Origin of the sequence: Gordonia sp. OPL2 (assembly GCF_003797825.1) — a bacterium.
Taxonomy (GTDB): Bacteria; Actinomycetota; Actinomycetes; order Mycobacteriales; family Mycobacteriaceae; genus Gordonia.
The window spans coordinates 1-16,017 of the sequence record NZ_RKME01000003.1 but is presented as its reverse complement, the minus strand read 5'-3'; the positions used below and the strand labels follow the sequence as shown (position 1 = coordinate 16,017).

Genomic DNA, 16,017 nt, shown 5'->3' with positions numbered 1-16,017 from the left:
GCGCAGTGCCGCAAGGAGTTCCCGACACGATACCCGCGGACGGTCTGACGACCCGACAGCGACGGAACCAGCCCGTGTTGGCGGTGCACACGGGCGACGGCAAGGGCAAGTCGACGGCGGCGTTCGGTATGGCGATGCGCGCGTGGAACGCCGGGATGCGGGTCGCGGTGTTCCAGTTCGTCAAGAGTGCGAAGTGGCGGGTCGGTGAGGAGTCGGCCCTCGCCGCGCTCGGTGATGTCCACGCGCAGACCGGGGCGGGGGGTCCCGTCGAATGGCACAAGATGGGGCAGGGATGGTCATGGCTGCGCGCCAATGCCGACCAGGCTGACGACCACGCGGCGGCGGCGCAGGCCGGATGGGCCGAGATCGCGCGCCGTCTCGCCGCCGAGCAACACGACTTCTATGTCCTCGACGAGTTCACCTACCCGCTGGGTTGGGGCTGGGTGGACACCGACGAGGTGGTGGAGACGTTGCGTCTGCGACCCGGTCGCCAGCACGTCGTCATCACCGGGCGGCGTGCACCTGCCGCGCTCGTCGAGGCGGCCGATCTGGTGACCGAGATGACGAAGATCGCGCACCCCATGGATGCCGGCCGCAAGGGCCAGAAGGGCATCGAGTGGTGACCGGGGACCGGCCGTCGTGACCCGACCACCCGCGGTCGTCATCGCCGCTCCCTCCTCGGGAAGTGGCAAGACGACCATCTCCACCGGACTGATCGGCGCCCTGCGCGCCGCCGGACACCGGGTGGCGCCGTTCAAGGTCGGACCCGACTACATCGATCCCGGCTACCACGCCGTGGCCGCAGGAGGCGTCGGACGCAACCTCGACCCGAACCTGGTCGGCGCCGACCTCGTCGGACCGCTGTTCGCCGCCGGCACGGCGGGTGCGGACATCGCCGTGGTCGAAGGGGTCATGGGGTTGTTCGACGGTCGCATCCTCGACGACTCCGCCTCTGACAGTGCGGATCCGACCGGTTTCGGTTCGACCGCCCATGTGGCGCGGCTGATCGGCGCGCCGGTGATCCTCGTCGTCGACGCGGCAGGTCACAGCCAGTCGGTGGCCGCGCTGCTGCACGGCTTCATCGGCTACGACCCGTCGATCCGGATCGCCGGCGTGATCCTCAACCGCGTGGGATCGCCCCGGCACGAGACCGTCCTTCGGCAGGCCTGTGGCCGTGTCGGGCTGCCCGTCTTCGGAGTCGTGCGCCGTGACCCGGATCTGCAGGTGCCGTCGCGACATCTGGGGCTGATCCCGGCGGCCGAGCGGCGCGACGACGCGGTGCGGGCCGTCGATGCGATGACCATGACGATCGGTGCGGCCCTGGACCTCGACGCGATCGTGGCGGCCGCCCGGACCAGGCGGGCAGAACCTGTCGCGGCCTGGTCCCCGGCGGGGGCGCTCGACGACGACCCGACGATTGTGCCGGGTGCGCGGCGACCGGTGATCGCCGTCGCCGGTGGTGCCGCATTCACCTTCGGGTACGCCGAGCACCGGGAACTGCTCGAGGCCGCCGGAGCCGAGGTCGTCGGGTTCGATCCGCTCTACGACCGGTTGCCCTCGGACGTCGACGGAATCGTCATCGGCGGAGGTTTCCCCGAAGAGCACGCCGAGGCGCTCGCCGCCAACGACGAACTGCGCGACGGGGTGCGCCGCCATGCCCGTGAGGGGCGGCCGATCGTCGCCGAATGCGCCGGATTGCTTTATCTCGCACGAGAACTCGACGGGCACCGGATGACGGGGGTCATCGACGCCGTCGGCCGGTTCGGTCCCACGCTGACCCTCGGATACCGCGACGCCGTCGCCGTGGGTGACTCGGTGACCTTCACCGCGGGACAGCGGGTGACGGGGCACGAGTTCCACCGGTCCACCGTGGCGCCGGGCGACGCCGCCCCCGCGCCCGCGTGGGCGTGGCGCGATCACGGCGGTCGTCCCGGCAGCCACGGCCATGCCTCGTCGTCGGTGCACGCCTCCTACCTCCATGTCCATCCGGCCGGTGCCCCGGGCTCGGTGGCGCGATTCGTCCGGGCCGCCCTCGCGGCGCGGACCGCCGGTGGGGTCGGGGAGCCGTCGCGGTGAATCAGCACCGGCTGAGCGAGGCTCTCGACGCTCTCGCCGAGCACGGGGTCGACGACCCGGTCGTCCTGCGTGACCTGCTCGAGGCGGTCCTCGTCGTCGGACAGGGCCTCGACCTCGACCGCGCGCTGCAGCGCATCGTCGAGGTGGCCTCCCAGGTGGTCGACGCCCGTTACTGTGCCCTCGGTGTCCGCGGCCCGGACGGTGGACTCAGTGCGTTCGTCTACACCGGGATCAGTCCGGCCCAGCGCGCGCGTATGGATCACCTGCCTGTCGGCAGGGGCGTGCTCGGTCTGCTGATCGAGGAACCGCAGGTGCTGCGCATCCCGTCCTTGGCGAAACACCCATCGTCGGTCGGCTTTCCGCCGAACCATCCGCCGATGCACACCTTCCTCGGTGCGCCGATCATCGTGCGCGGGTCGGTGTTCGGGAGCATCTACCTCACCGAGAAGCAGTCGGCCCTGGAGTTCAGCGAGGTCGACGAGACGTTGGTCGCCGTTCTCGCCATCGCCGCCGGGATCGCCGTCGACAACGCCCGGCTGTTCGGGCAGGCCCGCACCCGACATCGCTGGATGCAGGTCATCGCGCGTCGTGGTTCCGAACCGCTGGCGGGCATCGCCCTCGAGGACACGCTGACCCGGCTGTGCGTCGACGTCGCCGAGCTCGGTGACGGGATCGACGTGTTCATCCTCACCGGGGAGCCGGGCGCGGTCTCCGTCCGTGCACACACCGGTGGTCCGATCACCGCCGGCGACCTGACCCTGCCCCCGACAGGCGCGCGGGCGGTCTACCCGGTCGCCGAGATCCCGTCGGAACTCGTCCGGCGCGACGCCGCATGGGTGACGGTGCAGCCGCTACAGCGGGCCGCGGGCGCGTTCGGCTGGATCGTCATCACACATGCGAACCGACCCGACTGGGACGACGACGACACCTCGGGATTGGCCGGTGTGGCCGAGGTCGCCTCGCTGTCGGTGGTGTACGCCGACCAGCAGCAGATCGCCCGCGATCTGGAGGTCCTCGAGGACCGGCACCGTATCGCCCGCGACTTGCACGACCACGTGATCCAACGACTCTTCGCGATCGGGATGTCGGTGCAGACGATGCTCGCCGCCCGGGCCGGCGACTCGTCGGCCGACGCGGCGACGACCGACCGTGCGACGACTGATCGGCTCGAACAGGTCGTCGGCGACCTCGACCGCACCATCGCGCAGATCCGCACCTCCATCTTCGACCTGCAGACCGTTCCCGGCCATCACGACACCGCGACCCTGCGTCGGCGGGTGCTCGACATCGTCGCCGAGCTCGCGGGTCACGCCCCGATCGCGCCGGGTGTGCAGTTCGCGGGACCCGTGGACACCGTCGTTCCCGAGGCACTCGGTCCGCACATCGACGCGGTGCTCCGCGAGGGGCTGTCGAATGCCTTGCGGCACGCGCAGGCTCAGCACATCGATGTCTCGGTCCGGGCCGAGGACGACGTGCTCTCGGTGGAGATCGGCGACGACGGCGTCGGGATCGGATCCGACGTCGTCTACCGCGGCCTCGACAACCTCACCCGACGGGCCGAGGACTGCGACGGGGTGTTCAGCGTGGTGACCTCGCCGCGCGGGCCGGGCAAGCCGGGTGGGACGACGCTCACCTGGTCGGTACCGCTGACCGGGTAGCTGCCCCCAGCCCGGGGCAGACGTAGCCGAAACCGGCTGTCCGCGACGGTTTCCGCTACGTCTGCGGTGCGCTACGTCTGCGGTGCGCTAGATCGTGCCGTCACGCAGTTTCGTCGCCATGACCGCCACCTGGGTGCGGCGCTGCATGTCGAGCTTCGCCAGGATGCGGGACACGTAGTTCTTGATCGTCTTCTCCGCCAAGAACATCCGCTCGGCGATCTGGCGGTTGGTCATGCCGTCACCGATGAGGTTGAAGACCTCGCGCTCCTGGTGGGTGAGCTCCGCGAGCGGGTCGGCGGCATCACCCTTGCCGTCCCGCAGCCGGGCCAGCAGGGCGGTGGTGCTGCGATCGTCCAGGAGGGAACCACCGTGGCCGACGGTGCGTACCGCCTCGATCAGGTTGTGGCCCAGGATCTGCTTGAGCACGAATCCGGACGCACCGGCGAGCACGGCCGCGAGGAGGGCGTCGTCGTCGGCGTAGCTGGTGAGCATCAGGCACCGTACCGACGGTTCCGCCGCGCGGACATCGCGGCACAGTTCGACGCCGTTGCCGTCGGGCAGGCGCACATCGAGAACGGCGACGTCGGGCTTGGCCGCCAGGATGCCGACCTTCGCCTCGCCGACGGAGGCCGCCTCGCCGACGACCTCGAGATCGGTGGCGGTCCCCAGGAGGTCGCGGAGCCCGCGCCGGACGAGTTCGTGGTCGTCGACGAGATAGACGCGCACCGGCGGCGCGGTGGCCTCGCCGGCGGATGGGGCATCGGCTGACATGGACTCGACGGTACCGCAGGTCGGGGTGGGTGGAGAGGTTCCACGATCGGATGACCAGGGTCCCACGGGATCCGGGACCTTCGGCTCACGTCACCGCCCGCGCGGCGGCGCAGAGTTGGTACCTGCCCAGCGAGTCCGAACGACGAGGGAGAACGATGACCAGCCTGATCGACCCACCGGCGCTGACGGATACCGGCATGACCGGCTCGGATCTGCTCCGGGAACTGCTCCCGGTCTGCGAGTCCGAGGTCGAACGACACATGAAGATGACGAAGGACTGGCACCCACACGATTACGTGCCCTGGGACGACGGCCGTAACTTCGCCGCGCTCGGTGGGGACGACTGGGACCCATCACAGTCCCAGCTCTCGGAAACGGCGAAGGCGGCGATGATCACCAATCTGCTGACCGAGGACAATCTGCCGTCCTATCACCGGGTGATCGCCGACAACTTCAGCCTCGACGACGCGTGGGGGTTCTGGGTCGGTCGGTGGACCGCCGAGGAGATGCGGCACTCGGTCGTCATGCGCGACTACCTCGTGGTGACCCGCGGTGTCGATCCGGTGGAGTTGGAGAACATCCGGATGGAGCACATGACCCACGGATTCAACCCGCTGCCCGAGGACGACGGTCAGCGTGACCACAGCTACGACATGCTCTACGCCGTCAGCTATGTCAGCTTCCAGGAACTCGCGACCCGGGTCTCACACCGCAACACCGGCAAGGCCTGCGGCGACCCGATCGCCGACCGGATGCTGCAGCGCGTCGCCGCCGACGAGAACCTGCACATGCTCTTCTATCGCAACATCGTCGACGGAGCGCTGGATCTCGTCCCCGATCAGGCGATGGCGGCGATCTACGCGATCGTGTCCAACTTCCAGATGCCCGGCGCGACCATGCCGAACTTCCGGCGGAACGCGGTGCTGATCGCCAAGGGTGGCATCTACGATCTGCCGCAACACATGTCGGAGGTCGTGATGCCGGTGCTGCGGAAATGGCGCATCTTCGAGCGCGACGACTTCGGTCCGCTCGGCGAGCATTACCGAGAACTGTTGGGAGACTTCCTCGAACAGATGGACATCAAGGTGCGCAGGTTCGAGGAGTCCCGCGATCGTGCGCTCGCCCGGCAGCATGCCAGGGCGGGCCGGTCCGATGAGAGGGTGCTGCGGTGACAGTCCTCGACGGCCCACGATTCAACGGCCCGGTCCTCGACATCACGGTCGGGACCCCGCGCTCGTGCGATGGTTGCACGTGCACCGGGTGCGACCGCGACGACGAACCGGTCATCCCCGGGTTCGACACCGCCATCGCCATGGCCGAGGCCGCCAGTTGCGGCAACGTGACCTGGTGGAACGCCATCCGCGCGCACACCGACGACCCGTCGACCGGAGAATATGCGGCATCGGTTCTGCTCGCCCGGTTGATCCGGTCGGCCGCGCACCGATCGGGCATCCCCGCAGCCGACGTGTGGGCGTCCATCCGCCGGGCCGGTCGTCTGCCCGAGTGAGCGCCTCCGTGCGGCCGGGCGGGAGGCGGCGCGCGGATGCGGCGGCCGGTCAGCGGGTCGGTAGGCTCGTGGGTCATGTCCTCTGGCGTGTCCGACGGTGCCCAGCCCGCACATCCCCAGCCCGCACATCCCCAGCCCGCACATCCCGTACCCGATGAGCCGACCGAGTCCGCGCGTGGCCATTACCTCGTCGGCCTCGACCTCGTCGGCCGCAAGGTCGTGGTCGTCGGCGGTGGATCGGTCGCGCAACGGCGACTGCCCAATCTGATCGCGTCGGGCGCCGACGTCCATGTCGTCGCCCTCGATCCCACCCCGGCCGTCGAGTCGACGCCTGGAATCACGGTCTATCGCCGTACCTACCAGGACGGCGACCTCGACGGTGCTTGGTATGTGATGGCGTGCACCGACGATCCCGGGGTCAATGCGCAGGTGGTCGCCGACGCCGAGGCCCGCCACACCTACTGCGTCCGGGCCGACGACGCCCGGTTCGGCACGGCGGTCACGCCGGCGTCCGGACGGCACCGAGATCTGCAGTTCGGGGTGCTCGCGGGCGGTGATCACCGTCAGTCGGCGGCGTTGCGGGCCGCGATCGGGCGTGCCCTCGCCGACGGCTCGCTCACGGTCGCCGACGACGTGCCCCACCCGCCCGGTGTCGCGCTGGTCGGTGGGGGACCGGGCGACCCGGACCTCATCACCGTTCGCGGACAGAAGCTGCTCCAGCAGGCCGACGTCGTCGTCGCCGACCGGTTGGCCCCGCCGCAACTGCTCGCCGAGCTGGGTCCGCAGGTGGAGATCGTCGACGCCGCCAAGGTGCCCTACGGGCGCGCGATGAAACAGGAGGCGATCAATGCGGTCCTCGTCGACCGCGCTGCCGCCGGCAAGTTCGTCGTCCGGCTCAAGGGGGGAGACCCGTACGTCTACGGACGTGGTTTCGAGGAGGTGCAGGCGTGCGTCGAGGCCGGCGTGCCGGTCACGGTCGTCCCCGGCATCACCAGCCCGATCGCAGCGCCGGCCGCCGCAGGCATCCCGGTCACCCATCGGGGCGTGACCCACGAGGTCGTGATCGCCTCGGGGCACGTCCCGCCCGGACACCCCGATTCGCTGGTCGACTGGGATGCGGTCGCCCGGCTGCGCGGAACCCTCGTGCTGATGATGGCGGTCGAGCGTATCGACGCGTTCGCCGACGCACTTCTCGCAGGCGGCAAGCCTGCCGACACCCCGGTCGCGATGATCGAGAACGGGTCGTTGCCGTCGCAGCGGATACTGCGATCCGACCTCGCCGGCGCGGCCGGCACGGCTGCCGAGCAGGGGCTGCGGCCGCCGGCCATCCTGGTCATCGGCGAGGTCGCCGGCTTCACCGACCTCGCCCCCTGACCGCGCTCCCTGCCGACTGTGTCCCCGGGACCGCACATGTCGCCACCGCGCAGGGGCCGGACCTGGACATTCGACCGTGACGTCCGACCGGTCGGTGACGTCGGCAACAGACCAATGGGGATTGGCATATTCGGGTCCGCGGGCGGTAGCGTCGAAGCCTATGTCCGCCCCCGAGACGTCGAGCTCCGCGCACGCCGCCGTGCCGGAATACCGCAGCGTGTTCGGCGCCGCGATCCTGGTCCTGAGCGGGATGCAGCTGCTGATGGTGCTCGACGGCACGGTCGCGGCCCTCGCCCTCCCCAAGATCCGTGACGCACTGCAACTCTCCGAGTCGAGCGCCAACTGGATCATCAGCAGCTACGTGCTGGCCTTCGGCGGCCTGATGCTGCTGGGTGGACGACTCGGCGACACCTTCGGCCGCAAGCGCATGTTCATCATCGGTGTCGTCGCGTTCACGCTGACCTCGCTGCTGTGCGGCGTCGCCTGGGACGAGACCAGCCTGATCATCGGCCGGGCCCTGCAGGGCGCCTCGGCGGCGATCGCCGCACCGACGGCCATGGCCCTGGTCGCGACGACGTTCGCGCCCGGCAAGCCACGAAGTCAGGCCTTCGCGATCTACGCCGCGATGACCGGCGTCGGATCGGTGGCGGGACTCATCCTCGGCGGCGTACTCACCCAGCTGTCCTGGCGCCTGGTCTTCCTGATCAACGTGCCCATCGGGATCATCGTGGCCCTCGGCGCGATCCTCGTGCTGCGCGAATCGCAGGGCGAACGGCTCTCGCTCGACGTCCCCGGCGCGGTGCTGGCGACCCTCGGCTGCACGCTGCTCGTCCTGGCGGTGAACGAAGGGCCGAACGGTTGGGCGAGTCCCCTGGTGGTCGGTTCGTTCGTCCTCGGTGGCCTGGCGCTGGCAGCGTTCATCGTCGTCGAGCGGCGCGCGAGCAACCCCATCCTGCCGTTCGTGCTCTTCGGCAACCGGAATCGGGTAGCGGCCCTGGTCGCCATCTTCTTCGCCAGCATGATCATGATGTGCATGGCGGTCTTCATCTCGCTGTACCTGCAGGGCATCCTCAAGTACTCACCGATCCAGAGCGGTCTTGCCGTCGTCCCGTTCGCCTTCGGGCTCGGTCTTGCCGCCGCGATCGCGTCCAAGCTGTCGCTGATGGTCCAGCCCCGCTGGCTCGTCCTGTTCGGCGGTGCGATCATCCTGGCCGGCTGTCTCTACGCATCGTCGATCGCGACGGGCGCGCCCGACTACTTCCCGAGCATCGGTCTGCCGGTCGTCGTGATCGGCTTCGGCGTCGGCTTCGCCGTCATCCCCCTCACGTTGTCCGTGGTCGCCGGGGTCGGTCCACTCGAGATCGGCCCGCTCACGGCACTGGCCCAGGTCGCCCAGAACCTCGGCGGCGCCATCGGCCTCGTGGCCGTCGGCGCGGCGGTCACCTCGCGGGCGCTGTCGCAGGGCGGTACGACCGGTCCGGTCGAGGACATGAACCCGACCGAACTCGCCGCCCAGGCGAGTGGATACGGTCTCGCCTTCGCGTGCTGCGCGGGGATCGCGGTGCTCGCCGCCGTCGTCGTGCTGTTCATGCGATTCACCCCCGAAGAGGTGGCCGAGGGGCAGGCCGCCCAGGAGGCGGCGAACGCCAGCCTCGACGTCGACGAGCCGCGGTGACCTCTGACGCCCGATGAGTTCTGGGACCCACCTGGGTCTACCAGAACATGAAGGCGAAGAATCTGGCTGAGTTGTACGACGTGGCGACCCTGGACTGGGGTCCTGTCGCCGCGCGCCTCGAGGAGGGCGTGCCGCAGGCGCCCGGCACCGGCGGTCCCGACCGGCACACCTGGTGGCTGGCGACGATCGACGCCGACGGCGCGCCACATGTCACCGGGGTGGGTGCGCTCTGGCACAAGGGTTTCCTGTGGTTCGAGACCGGGGAGACCACGCGCAAGGGGCGCAACGTGGCGCGCGATCCACGCTGCACGATGTCGCTGGCCGCCCGCGACTACGACCTCGTCGTCGAGGGTGAGGCACACCTGATCCGCGACCCCGACGTCGTCGCGGAGATGGCCGAGCTCTGGGCCGCCGACGACGGTTGGCCCTGCCGCGTGGACGAGACCGGCACGGCGTTGACCGCCGACTTCAGCGCACCGTCGGCGGGCCCGCCGCCCTGGCACGTCTATCGAGTCACGCCCCTGCGCGCGACCGCGTTGCAGACGGTCGAACCCGGCGGTGCCACGCGATTCACCTTCGACTGAGCGAGCATCGGCGGCGGTGCCCACCACCGACGGAGAACGCGATCAGTCGGTGAGCACCACGATCTGATCGGCCGCCGCGATCTCCACACGCTGTCCGGCATCGGCGAGCACGGCGGCCAGCCCGTTCACGTCGCGCACGGTCCGCCGGGTCCGGACGAGCTCGCGCGCCATGAGGCCTTTGTAGTGCTTGTTGAAGTGGCTCACCACTTTTCGACTGCCGTCGGCGGCCTCGGTCATCACCGTCGCGCTGACCGCACCGCGCACCGGACCGAGCTGGTGGTAGACACCTGAGCGGAGATCGACGACGAAGTCGTCGACGGCATCGAGGGCGTCGGAGAGATCGGGCTTCCACACCGACGCGAGGGTCGGCATGTCGGGCAGTCGCGAGCCGCCGGAGAGGCGATAGGCCGGGATCGGATCGCCGGCTCGCACCACACCGAACAACGCCGACCCGATCGCGAGCCGTTCGGTGGCCTTGATCTTCCCGGCGCGGGTGAGCCCGCGATGATCGAGTGCGTCATAGAGCACGCCGGTGTAGCGCTCGATCGCGGGCCGGGTGGGCGAGAGCCAGAGGTCGGCGTTGCGATCGATCTCGGACAGCTGGGTCGCCCCGAGGCCCAGGGCCGCGCGGCTCGCGTCGAGATCGCCGGCCAGATCGACGATCGCCTCGGCGATGCGCTTGCGAATCGGGTTCAGCTCCGAGAACGACAGCGTGTCCAGGTCCAGCGGGCCGCCCCGCCCGCCGTCGGACTTGGTCTCGGAGGGAGGCAGGATGACGAGCACCGCAACACCATATCGGGGCCGATCGTGGGCGTCCCACACCGCACACATCCGACCGGCGGTACCCGACTAAGCTCGACACTCGTGATCACTCGCATGTCGACCTTGTTCCTGCGCACCCTCCGCGACGATCCCGCCGACGCCGAGGTGCCCAGCCACAAACTCCTCGTGCGCGCCGGATACGTCCGCCGCACCGCGCCGGGGGTCTACACCTGGCTGCCGCTGGGCCTGCGTGTGCTCAAGGCCGTGGAGAACGTGGTCCGCGAGGAGATGGCGTCGATCGGCGCGCAGGAGATCCTGCTGCCCGCGTTGCTGCCGCGCGACCCGTACGAGTCGACGGGACGATGGACCGAGTACGGCGACGCCCTGTTCCGTCTCAAGGACCGCAAGGGTGCCGACATGCTGCTCGGCCCCACCCATGAGGAGCTCTTCGCCCAGCTGGTCAAGGGGGAGTACTCGTCGTACAAGGATCTGCCCGTCATCCTCTATCAGATCCAGACGAAGTACCGCGACGAGGAGCGGCCTCGCGCCGGGATTCTCCGCGGCCGTGAGTTCGTGATGAAGGACGCCTACTCCTTCGACCTCGACGACGACGGTCTGAAGGCCGCCTACGATGCCCATCGCGAGGCGTATCAGCGGATCTTCCGTCGTCTCGAGGTCCGCTATGTGATCGTCGCGGCGACATCGGGGGCGATGGGCGGTAGCGCGTCCGAGGAGTTCCTCGCCGAGAGCGAGGTCGGGGAGGACACGTTCGTCCGATGCCTGGAGTCCGGGTACGCGGCGAATGTCGAGGCGGTGATCACGCCCGCGCCCGAGCCGATCCCCTTCGACGGCCTGCCGCAGGCGACGATCCATGACACTCCCGACACCCCGACCATCGAGACGCTGGTCGCCTGGGCGGACGCCACCTTCGAGCGTGCCTACAGCGCCCGGGACACTCTCAAGAACGTGATGATCAAGGTCCGGCGACCGGGCGCCGACTGGGAGATCACCGGCGTCGGCGTACCGGGCGATCGCGAGGTCGACATGAAGCGCCTCGAGGCGGCGCTGGAGCCCGCCGAGGTGGAATTGCTCACCGACGAGGATTTCGCCGCCAACCCGTTCCTCGTCAAGGGGTACATCGGGCCCAGAGGGCTTGCCGCGCACGGTGTCCCGTACCTCGTCGATCCGCGGGTGGTCGACGGCACGTCGTGGGTCACCGGCGCCGACGAGAAGGGCAGGCACTACGTCGACCTCGTCGCCGGACGTGACTTCACCGCGGACGGGACGATCGAGGCGGCGGAGGTCCGCGACGGTGATCCCTCACCCGACGGCAAAGGGCCCCTCGTCTCCGCGAAGGGCATCGAGATCGGCCACATCTTCCAGCTGGGCCAGAAGTACACCGACGCCTTCGAGGTCGACGTGCTCGGTGAGAGCGGCAAGCCGGTCCGCCTCACGATGGGGTCCTACGGTGTCGGCGTGTCCCGTCTCGTCGCGGTCATCGCCGAACAGAGTCACGACGACAAGGGACTGCGCTGGCCGCGGTCGGTCGCCCCGTTCGGTGTGCATCTCGTCATCGCGAACAAGGACGACGCCGCCATCGCCGGCGCCCACGGGCTGGCCGAGGATCTCGACGCCGCCGGCGTGTCGGTGCTTCTCGACGACCGCAAGGCCTCGCCGGGGGTCAAGTTCAAGGACGCCGAACTCCTGGGCATGCCGGTCGTCGTCGTCGTCGGGCGCGGATATGCCAACGGCACCATCGAGATCCGCGACCGCTTCACCGGGGAGACCACCGAGGTGCCCGTCGAGGGGGCCGTTGCGGCGGTCGCCGCGGCAGCACGCGACTAGCTAGCCGGATGTGATCGGAGACGGGGATGCATCCCCGTCTCGTCCGCCCTAGCCGGGGGAGCCGGGGAATGCGATCGTCACGGGCGAATCTCGCAGGGCCACACGCCAGTTCGCTGCACGGACGGTCGAGTCGGTGAGGCCGCCCAGGCCGAGCCGTCGGACGACGGGGTCGTCGGCCTGCTCGATCAGCGCACGATAGGCCACCGTGCAGTCGATCTCTGCGGCGAGCAATGCCCCCACGGCCGTCACCGAGTCGTCGACGGTCAGCGGGAGCGTGTAGCCGGCGGCCGCCTCGGGCACGGTCGCGTCGGCGGCGTCGAGAGCGGCGACGAGTTCGTCCCGCCGCACCCGATGCGCGGCCGTGTACTCGGCGACGGTGGTCCTCCGCGCGGCGGAGGTGAAGGCGGTCGCCACCCCGTAGGCGAAGATCGCCGCGTTCTCGGTGTCGACGGCCTTCGACAGGGCATCGGTCGTCGCTGTCATCCGAGCTGCACCTCCACCATGCTCGTGACCGACGCGGACACGGCGCCGGCGAGTCCGGCCGCGTAGCCACCGAGAGTGCCCGCGGCATCCCCGGCGGTCCGCGCTGAGCGCGACAGCCGGCCCCGCAGGTCGGCGACCGACGTCACGTCGGGGACGGAGGTCACCGATCCCGTCGAGGGTGCCGGCGCCGCCGTGCTCGATCCTCCCGAACCTGCCGGTGCGGCCGGGTCGATGCGGGTGGCGGTCTCCTGATCGAGACGGATGATCTCCTCGCGCAGGGCGCGTGCGTGCTCACCACGCTGAGACGCGACCACGCCGAGCGCGTTCGTGTACTCCGGGGTCCGGGGTGCCAGCGACTGCGCGGCGGCCTGGTCGGCGAGGGCCGCCTGGACCAGGGGGACGAGTGCCGCCGCGGTGATCTGGTCGGCGGTGGGACCGCGATCGCACGCGGAGATCGCCGAGAGGGCGACGGTACCGGCGGTGACGGCGAGGCCGCCCCGCAGGACCGTTCGGCGCGTCAGGGGTGAGGTCACGCGACACATGATGCCAGCCGCGGACGGCGACGCGCGGCGGTGGCGTCCGGCACGCGGCCGGGGGAGGGTCGGCGGCCGCCGTGGTCGGAAGCGGTCGCCGAATCCTCTAGGATGGTGCACTGCCACTCAGCCGGTCGCGGACCTGCCGACACCCCGAGGTGCCGGCCGCGGAATGTCCCCACCGACAACTGAAGACGAGGAGAGTGCCGTGCCGATCACCGCCGAGCAGGTCAGCGATCTCGTCGAATCCGTGGTCACCGGACGGGGATTCGACCTCGAGGACGTCATCGTGGACTCGCCGTCGACCCGTCCCGAGATCACGATCGTCGTCGACCGCGACGGTGGCGGCGACCTCGATGTGCTCGCCGACCTCAGCCGCGAGATCTCGGCCGTTCTCGACGACACGCCGACCACCGCCGACGAGGAGTACACCCTCGAGGTCACCTCCCCGGGCATCGATCGCCCGCTCACCGCGCCGCGCCACTGGCGTCGCGCGCGCGGACGCAAGGTCGCGGCGACCGTGTCGACCCCCGACGGCGGTTCACCCCGACAGGTGACGGGCCGGATCGGTCCCGTCGACGACGGCCACGTCCGCATCGTCGCCAACGACAAGGGCCGGTTGCGGACGCAGGACCTGGACCTCGCGACGATCGTCGACGCGGTGGTGCAGGTCGACTTCTCCCGCCCGGGGACCGCCGAACTGGAGCTCTGCGGCCTCGATCCCGACGAGATCGCCCGCCGACGCTCCGACAGCTAGACGACGACCCCCAGCCGATGACCCGGACACCCGCGTCCGACACGGCTCCCGCCGGACACACCACCCCGGCGGATACCCAAACGCCACAGATCCGCGCACAATCGAATCGGACAAGTGAATAGGAGCAGACAAATGAATAGGAGCCCATCCCCATGAACATCGACATCAACGCGCTGCGCATGATCGAGGCGGACAAGGGCATCTCGATCGACACGGTCATCACCGCGATCGAGACGGCGCTGCTGACCGCCTACCGCCATACCGACGGCTTCGCGCCGCACGCCCGCATCGACGTGAACCGCAAGTCCGGTGCGGTCCGGGTGATGGCGCAGGAACTCGACGACAACGGAGACGTGGTCCACGAGTGGGACGACACGCCCGAGGGTTTCGGCCGTATCGCGGCGACCACCGCCCGACAGGTGATCCTGCAGCGTCTGCGCGACGCCGAGAACGAGAAGAACTTCGGCGACTTCGTCACGCACGAGGGGGAGATCGTCGGCGGTGTGGTCCAGCAGGACGCCCGCGCCAACGCCCGCGGCATGATCGTGGTGCAGATCGGCAGCGACGCCAACAGCGCGGAGGGTGTCATCCCGCCCGCCGAGCAGGTTCCCGGCGAGACCTACACCCACGGCGACCGGATCAAGTGCTACGTGGTCGGGGTCAGTCGCGGCCCGCGCGGCCCACAGATCACGTTGTCGCGCACCCATCCCAACCTCGTGCGCAAGCTCTTCTCACTCGAGGTTCCCGAGATCGAGGACGGCTCGGTCGAGATCGTCGCGGTCGCTCGGGAGGCCGGGCATCGATCGAAGATCGCGGTCCACACCGGCGTCAGCGGGCTCAACGCCAAGGGCGCATGCATCGGCCCGATGGGGCAGCGCGTGCGCAACGTGATGAGTGAACTGGCCGGCGAGAAGATCGACATCATCGACTACGACACCGAACCGGGCGTGTTCGTCGGGAATGCGCTGTCGCCGGCGAAGGTTGTGTCGGTCGAGGTCGTCGACCTCGCGGGCAAGGCAGCCCGCGTGGTCGTCCCGGACTATCAGCTCTCGCTGGCCATCGGCAAAGAGGGGCAGAACGCCCGGCTCGCCGCCCGGCTGACCGGCTGGCGGATCGACATCCGATCGGATGCCGACCCCGCACCGGCACCCGCCCCGGCACGCCGTTCCGACGCTCCGCACGCCGACTGAGCAGCCGGTTGTCCGAGAACCGACCTGGCGCGCTAGACTGATCGATGGTTCAGCGATCGCTGTCGACACCACCCGAGGGCCCGGCCCTCCGCACGGGCTCACGCCCACGCGGACCGGTCCGCACGTGCGTCGGATGTCGGCAACGTGCCGAAGCAACGGATCTGGTCCGGGTCGTCGCCGTACACGGCGACGGGCCACCGGTGATCGTCGTCGACGCCGCGAAGACCATGCCGGGACGAGGTGCCTGGTTGCACCCGCAGCGGGACTGTGTGTCCGCCGCGGTGCGACGACGGGCGTTTCCCTCGGCGCTTCGGGTGCCCGGTCTGACCGTGGACCCCGACGACCTCGCCGAAGCAATCGGCGGGATCACCGCAGTAGATGGCCATAGCGGCCGGAACAGGTAGCAGAAGACATGAGCACACCGTGAAGTACCCACGATGAGCGCGTTTCGGACGTAAACCGAGGTCGTAGCGGGCAGCCCGCTCGACCTCCAAGTGAGGAGAGCAGTGGCAGGCAAGGCCCGCGTGCATGAACTGGCCAAAGAACTGGGCGTGACGAGCAAGCAGGTGCTCGAGCGTCTGAAGGAGCAAGGCGAGTTCGTCAAATCCGCGTCGTCGACGGTGGAGGCCCCCGTGGCCCGTCGACTCCGCGAGTCATTCCCCCAGAAGTCGGGATCCAAGGACGCCGGGAAGCCGGCGGCCCGACCGGGTGGCGCCCCCAAGCCGGGTGCCAACGGTTCCGGTGGCGCCAAGCCGGGTCCCGCGCGTCCGGGCCCCAAGCCCGGTGCGCCGACCCCCGGTCC

General features: G+C 69.8%; 17 protein-coding genes. 13 read left to right on the top strand and 4 right to left on the bottom strand.

Translation table 11 applies throughout. The annotated features are described in order from the left end of the window. Positions 1-5: 5 nt before the first annotated feature. The 3 genes from cobO to EEB19_RS04555 are packed head-to-tail and all read left to right on the top strand — an operon-like array spanning position 6 to position 3,734. The gene (gene cobO / locus EEB19_RS04565) at positions 6-623 is read left to right on the top strand and encodes a cob(I)yrinic acid a,c-diamide adenosyltransferase (protein ID WP_187583651.1); all 618 of its coding nucleotides are present in this window, start codon (positions 6-8) and stop codon (positions 621-623) included. 16 nt (positions 624-639) lie between these two features. Continuing rightward, complete coding sequence (locus tag EEB19_RS04560) at positions 640-2,076, top strand: cobyrinate a,c-diamide synthase (RefSeq protein ID WP_262365433.1); 1,437 nt, start codon at positions 640-642, stop codon at positions 2,074-2,076. Further along, a complete protein-coding gene (locus EEB19_RS04555; protein WP_187583647.1) occupies positions 2,073-3,734 on the top strand; it encodes a GAF domain-containing protein in 1,662 nt (553 codons plus the stop codon). Before EEB19_RS04560 ends, EEB19_RS04555 begins: the two co-directional genes overlap by 4 nt. An 87-nt stretch (positions 3,735-3,821) precedes the next feature. On the opposite strand, the gene EEB19_RS04550 is transcribed toward EEB19_RS04555, so the two are convergent. Next, complete coding sequence (locus EEB19_RS04550; protein WP_187583646.1) at positions 3,822-4,505, bottom strand: response regulator transcription factor; 684 nt, start codon at positions 4,503-4,505, stop codon at positions 3,822-3,824. A 155-nt stretch (positions 4,506-4,660) separates the two neighbouring features. On the opposite strand from EEB19_RS04550, the gene EEB19_RS04545 reads away from it, so the two are divergent. The 5 genes from EEB19_RS04545 to EEB19_RS04525 all read left to right on the top strand — a co-directional run bounded on the left by EEB19_RS04545 (position 4,661) and on the right by EEB19_RS04525 (position 9,645). After that, positions 4,661-5,677 (top strand): acyl-ACP desaturase, encoded by a 1,017-nt coding sequence (locus tag EEB19_RS04545; RefSeq protein ID WP_187583643.1) that lies wholly within the window; start codon positions 4,661-4,663, stop codon positions 5,675-5,677. Then, entirely contained in the window at positions 5,674-6,012 is a 339-nt protein-coding gene (locus EEB19_RS27120) for a hypothetical protein (RefSeq protein ID WP_316245457.1), read from the top strand. Before EEB19_RS04545 ends, EEB19_RS27120 begins: the two co-directional genes overlap by 4 nt. 75 nt (positions 6,013-6,087) lie before the next feature. Then, positions 6,088-7,386, top strand: a complete 1,299-nt coding sequence (gene cobA, locus EEB19_RS04535; protein ID WP_187583641.1) for a uroporphyrinogen-III C-methyltransferase — start codon at positions 6,088-6,090, stop codon at positions 7,384-7,386. A 160-nt stretch (positions 7,387-7,546) separates the two neighbouring features. Beyond that, positions 7,547-9,061 carry a DHA2 family efflux MFS transporter permease subunit gene (locus tag EEB19_RS04530; protein ID WP_187583639.1) on the top strand — a complete coding sequence of 505 codons (1,515 nt, stop codon included), beginning with the start codon at positions 7,547-7,549 and terminating at the stop codon, positions 9,059-9,061. A gap of 47 nt (positions 9,062-9,108) precedes the next feature. Then, positions 9,109-9,645, top strand: a complete 537-nt coding sequence (locus EEB19_RS04525; RefSeq protein ID WP_187583637.1) for a pyridoxamine 5'-phosphate oxidase family protein — start codon at positions 9,109-9,111, stop codon at positions 9,643-9,645. A 42-nt stretch (positions 9,646-9,687) separates the two neighbouring features. On the opposite strand, the gene yaaA is transcribed toward EEB19_RS04525, so the two are convergent. Next, complete coding sequence (gene yaaA / locus EEB19_RS04520; RefSeq protein WP_187583636.1) at positions 9,688-10,428, bottom strand: peroxide stress protein YaaA; 741 nt, start codon at positions 10,426-10,428, stop codon at positions 9,688-9,690. Between the two features lie 93 nt (positions 10,429-10,521). On the opposite strand from yaaA, the gene EEB19_RS04515 reads away from it, so the two are divergent. Then, entirely contained in the window at positions 10,522-12,252 is a 1,731-nt protein-coding gene (locus EEB19_RS04515) for a proline--tRNA ligase (protein ID WP_187583634.1), read from the top strand. 48 nt (positions 12,253-12,300) lie between these two features. Here the strand turns inward: EEB19_RS04515 and EEB19_RS04510 are convergent, their stop codons facing one another. Both EEB19_RS04510 and EEB19_RS04505 read right to left on the bottom strand, forming a co-directional pair. Beyond that, a complete protein-coding gene (locus tag EEB19_RS04510; protein WP_187583632.1) occupies positions 12,301-12,735 on the bottom strand; it encodes a ferritin-like domain-containing protein in 435 nt (144 codons plus the stop codon). Continuing rightward, positions 12,732-13,277, bottom strand: a complete 546-nt coding sequence (locus tag EEB19_RS04505) for a hypothetical protein (protein ID WP_187583630.1) — start codon at positions 13,275-13,277, stop codon at positions 12,732-12,734. Before EEB19_RS04505 ends, EEB19_RS04510 begins: the two co-directional genes overlap by 4 nt. A 199-nt stretch (positions 13,278-13,476) precedes the next feature. Between EEB19_RS04505 and rimP the strand changes: the two genes are divergently transcribed. The 4 genes from rimP to EEB19_RS04485 all read left to right on the top strand — a co-directional run. Next, positions 13,477-14,025 (top strand): ribosome maturation factor RimP, encoded by a 549-nt coding sequence (rimP, locus tag EEB19_RS04500; RefSeq protein WP_187583628.1) that lies wholly within the window; start codon positions 13,477-13,479, stop codon positions 14,023-14,025. A 152-nt stretch (positions 14,026-14,177) separates the two neighbouring features. Continuing rightward, positions 14,178-15,215, top strand: a complete 1,038-nt coding sequence (gene nusA / locus EEB19_RS04495) for a transcription termination factor NusA (RefSeq protein ID WP_187583626.1) — start codon at positions 14,178-14,180, stop codon at positions 15,213-15,215. 44 nt (positions 15,216-15,259) lie between these two features. Beyond that, positions 15,260-15,619: a YlxR family protein gene (locus EEB19_RS04490; RefSeq protein ID WP_187583624.1), complete on the top strand. Its 360-nt coding sequence runs from the start codon at positions 15,260-15,262 to the stop codon at positions 15,617-15,619. Positions 15,620-15,721: 102 nt separating this feature from the next. Then, on the top strand, positions 15,722-16,017 hold a 296-nt coding region (locus EEB19_RS04485; RefSeq protein ID WP_187583622.1), incomplete at its 3' end, for a translation initiation factor IF-2 N-terminal domain-containing protein.

Coding starts and splice junctions, on each gene's coding strand:
- cobA (WP_187583641.1), top strand. CDS start 6,088: ATGTCCTCTGGCGTGTCCGACGGTGCCCAGCCCGCACATCCCCAGCCC.
- EEB19_RS04550 (WP_187583646.1), bottom strand. CDS start 4,505: ATGTCAGCCGATGCCCCATCCGCCGGCGAGGCCACCGCGCCGCCGGTG.
- EEB19_RS04510 (WP_187583632.1), bottom strand. CDS start 12,735: ATGACAGCGACGACCGATGCCCTGTCGAAGGCCGTCGACACCGAGAAC.
- EEB19_RS04530 (WP_187583639.1), top strand. CDS start 7,547: ATGTCCGCCCCCGAGACGTCGAGCTCCGCGCACGCCGCCGTGCCGGAA.
- EEB19_RS04515 (WP_187583634.1), top strand. CDS start 10,522: ATGTCGACCTTGTTCCTGCGCACCCTCCGCGACGATCCCGCCGACGCC.
- EEB19_RS04505 (WP_187583630.1), bottom strand. CDS start 13,277: ATGTGTCGCGTGACCTCACCCCTGACGCGCCGAACGGTCCTGCGGGGC.
- EEB19_RS04545 (WP_187583643.1), top strand. CDS start 4,661: ATGACCAGCCTGATCGACCCACCGGCGCTGACGGATACCGGCATGACC.
- EEB19_RS04525 (WP_187583637.1), top strand. CDS start 9,109: ATGAAGGCGAAGAATCTGGCTGAGTTGTACGACGTGGCGACCCTGGAC.
- nusA (WP_187583626.1), top strand. CDS start 14,178: ATGAACATCGACATCAACGCGCTGCGCATGATCGAGGCGGACAAGGGC.
- EEB19_RS04490 (WP_187583624.1), top strand. CDS start 15,260: ATGGTTCAGCGATCGCTGTCGACACCACCCGAGGGCCCGGCCCTCCGC.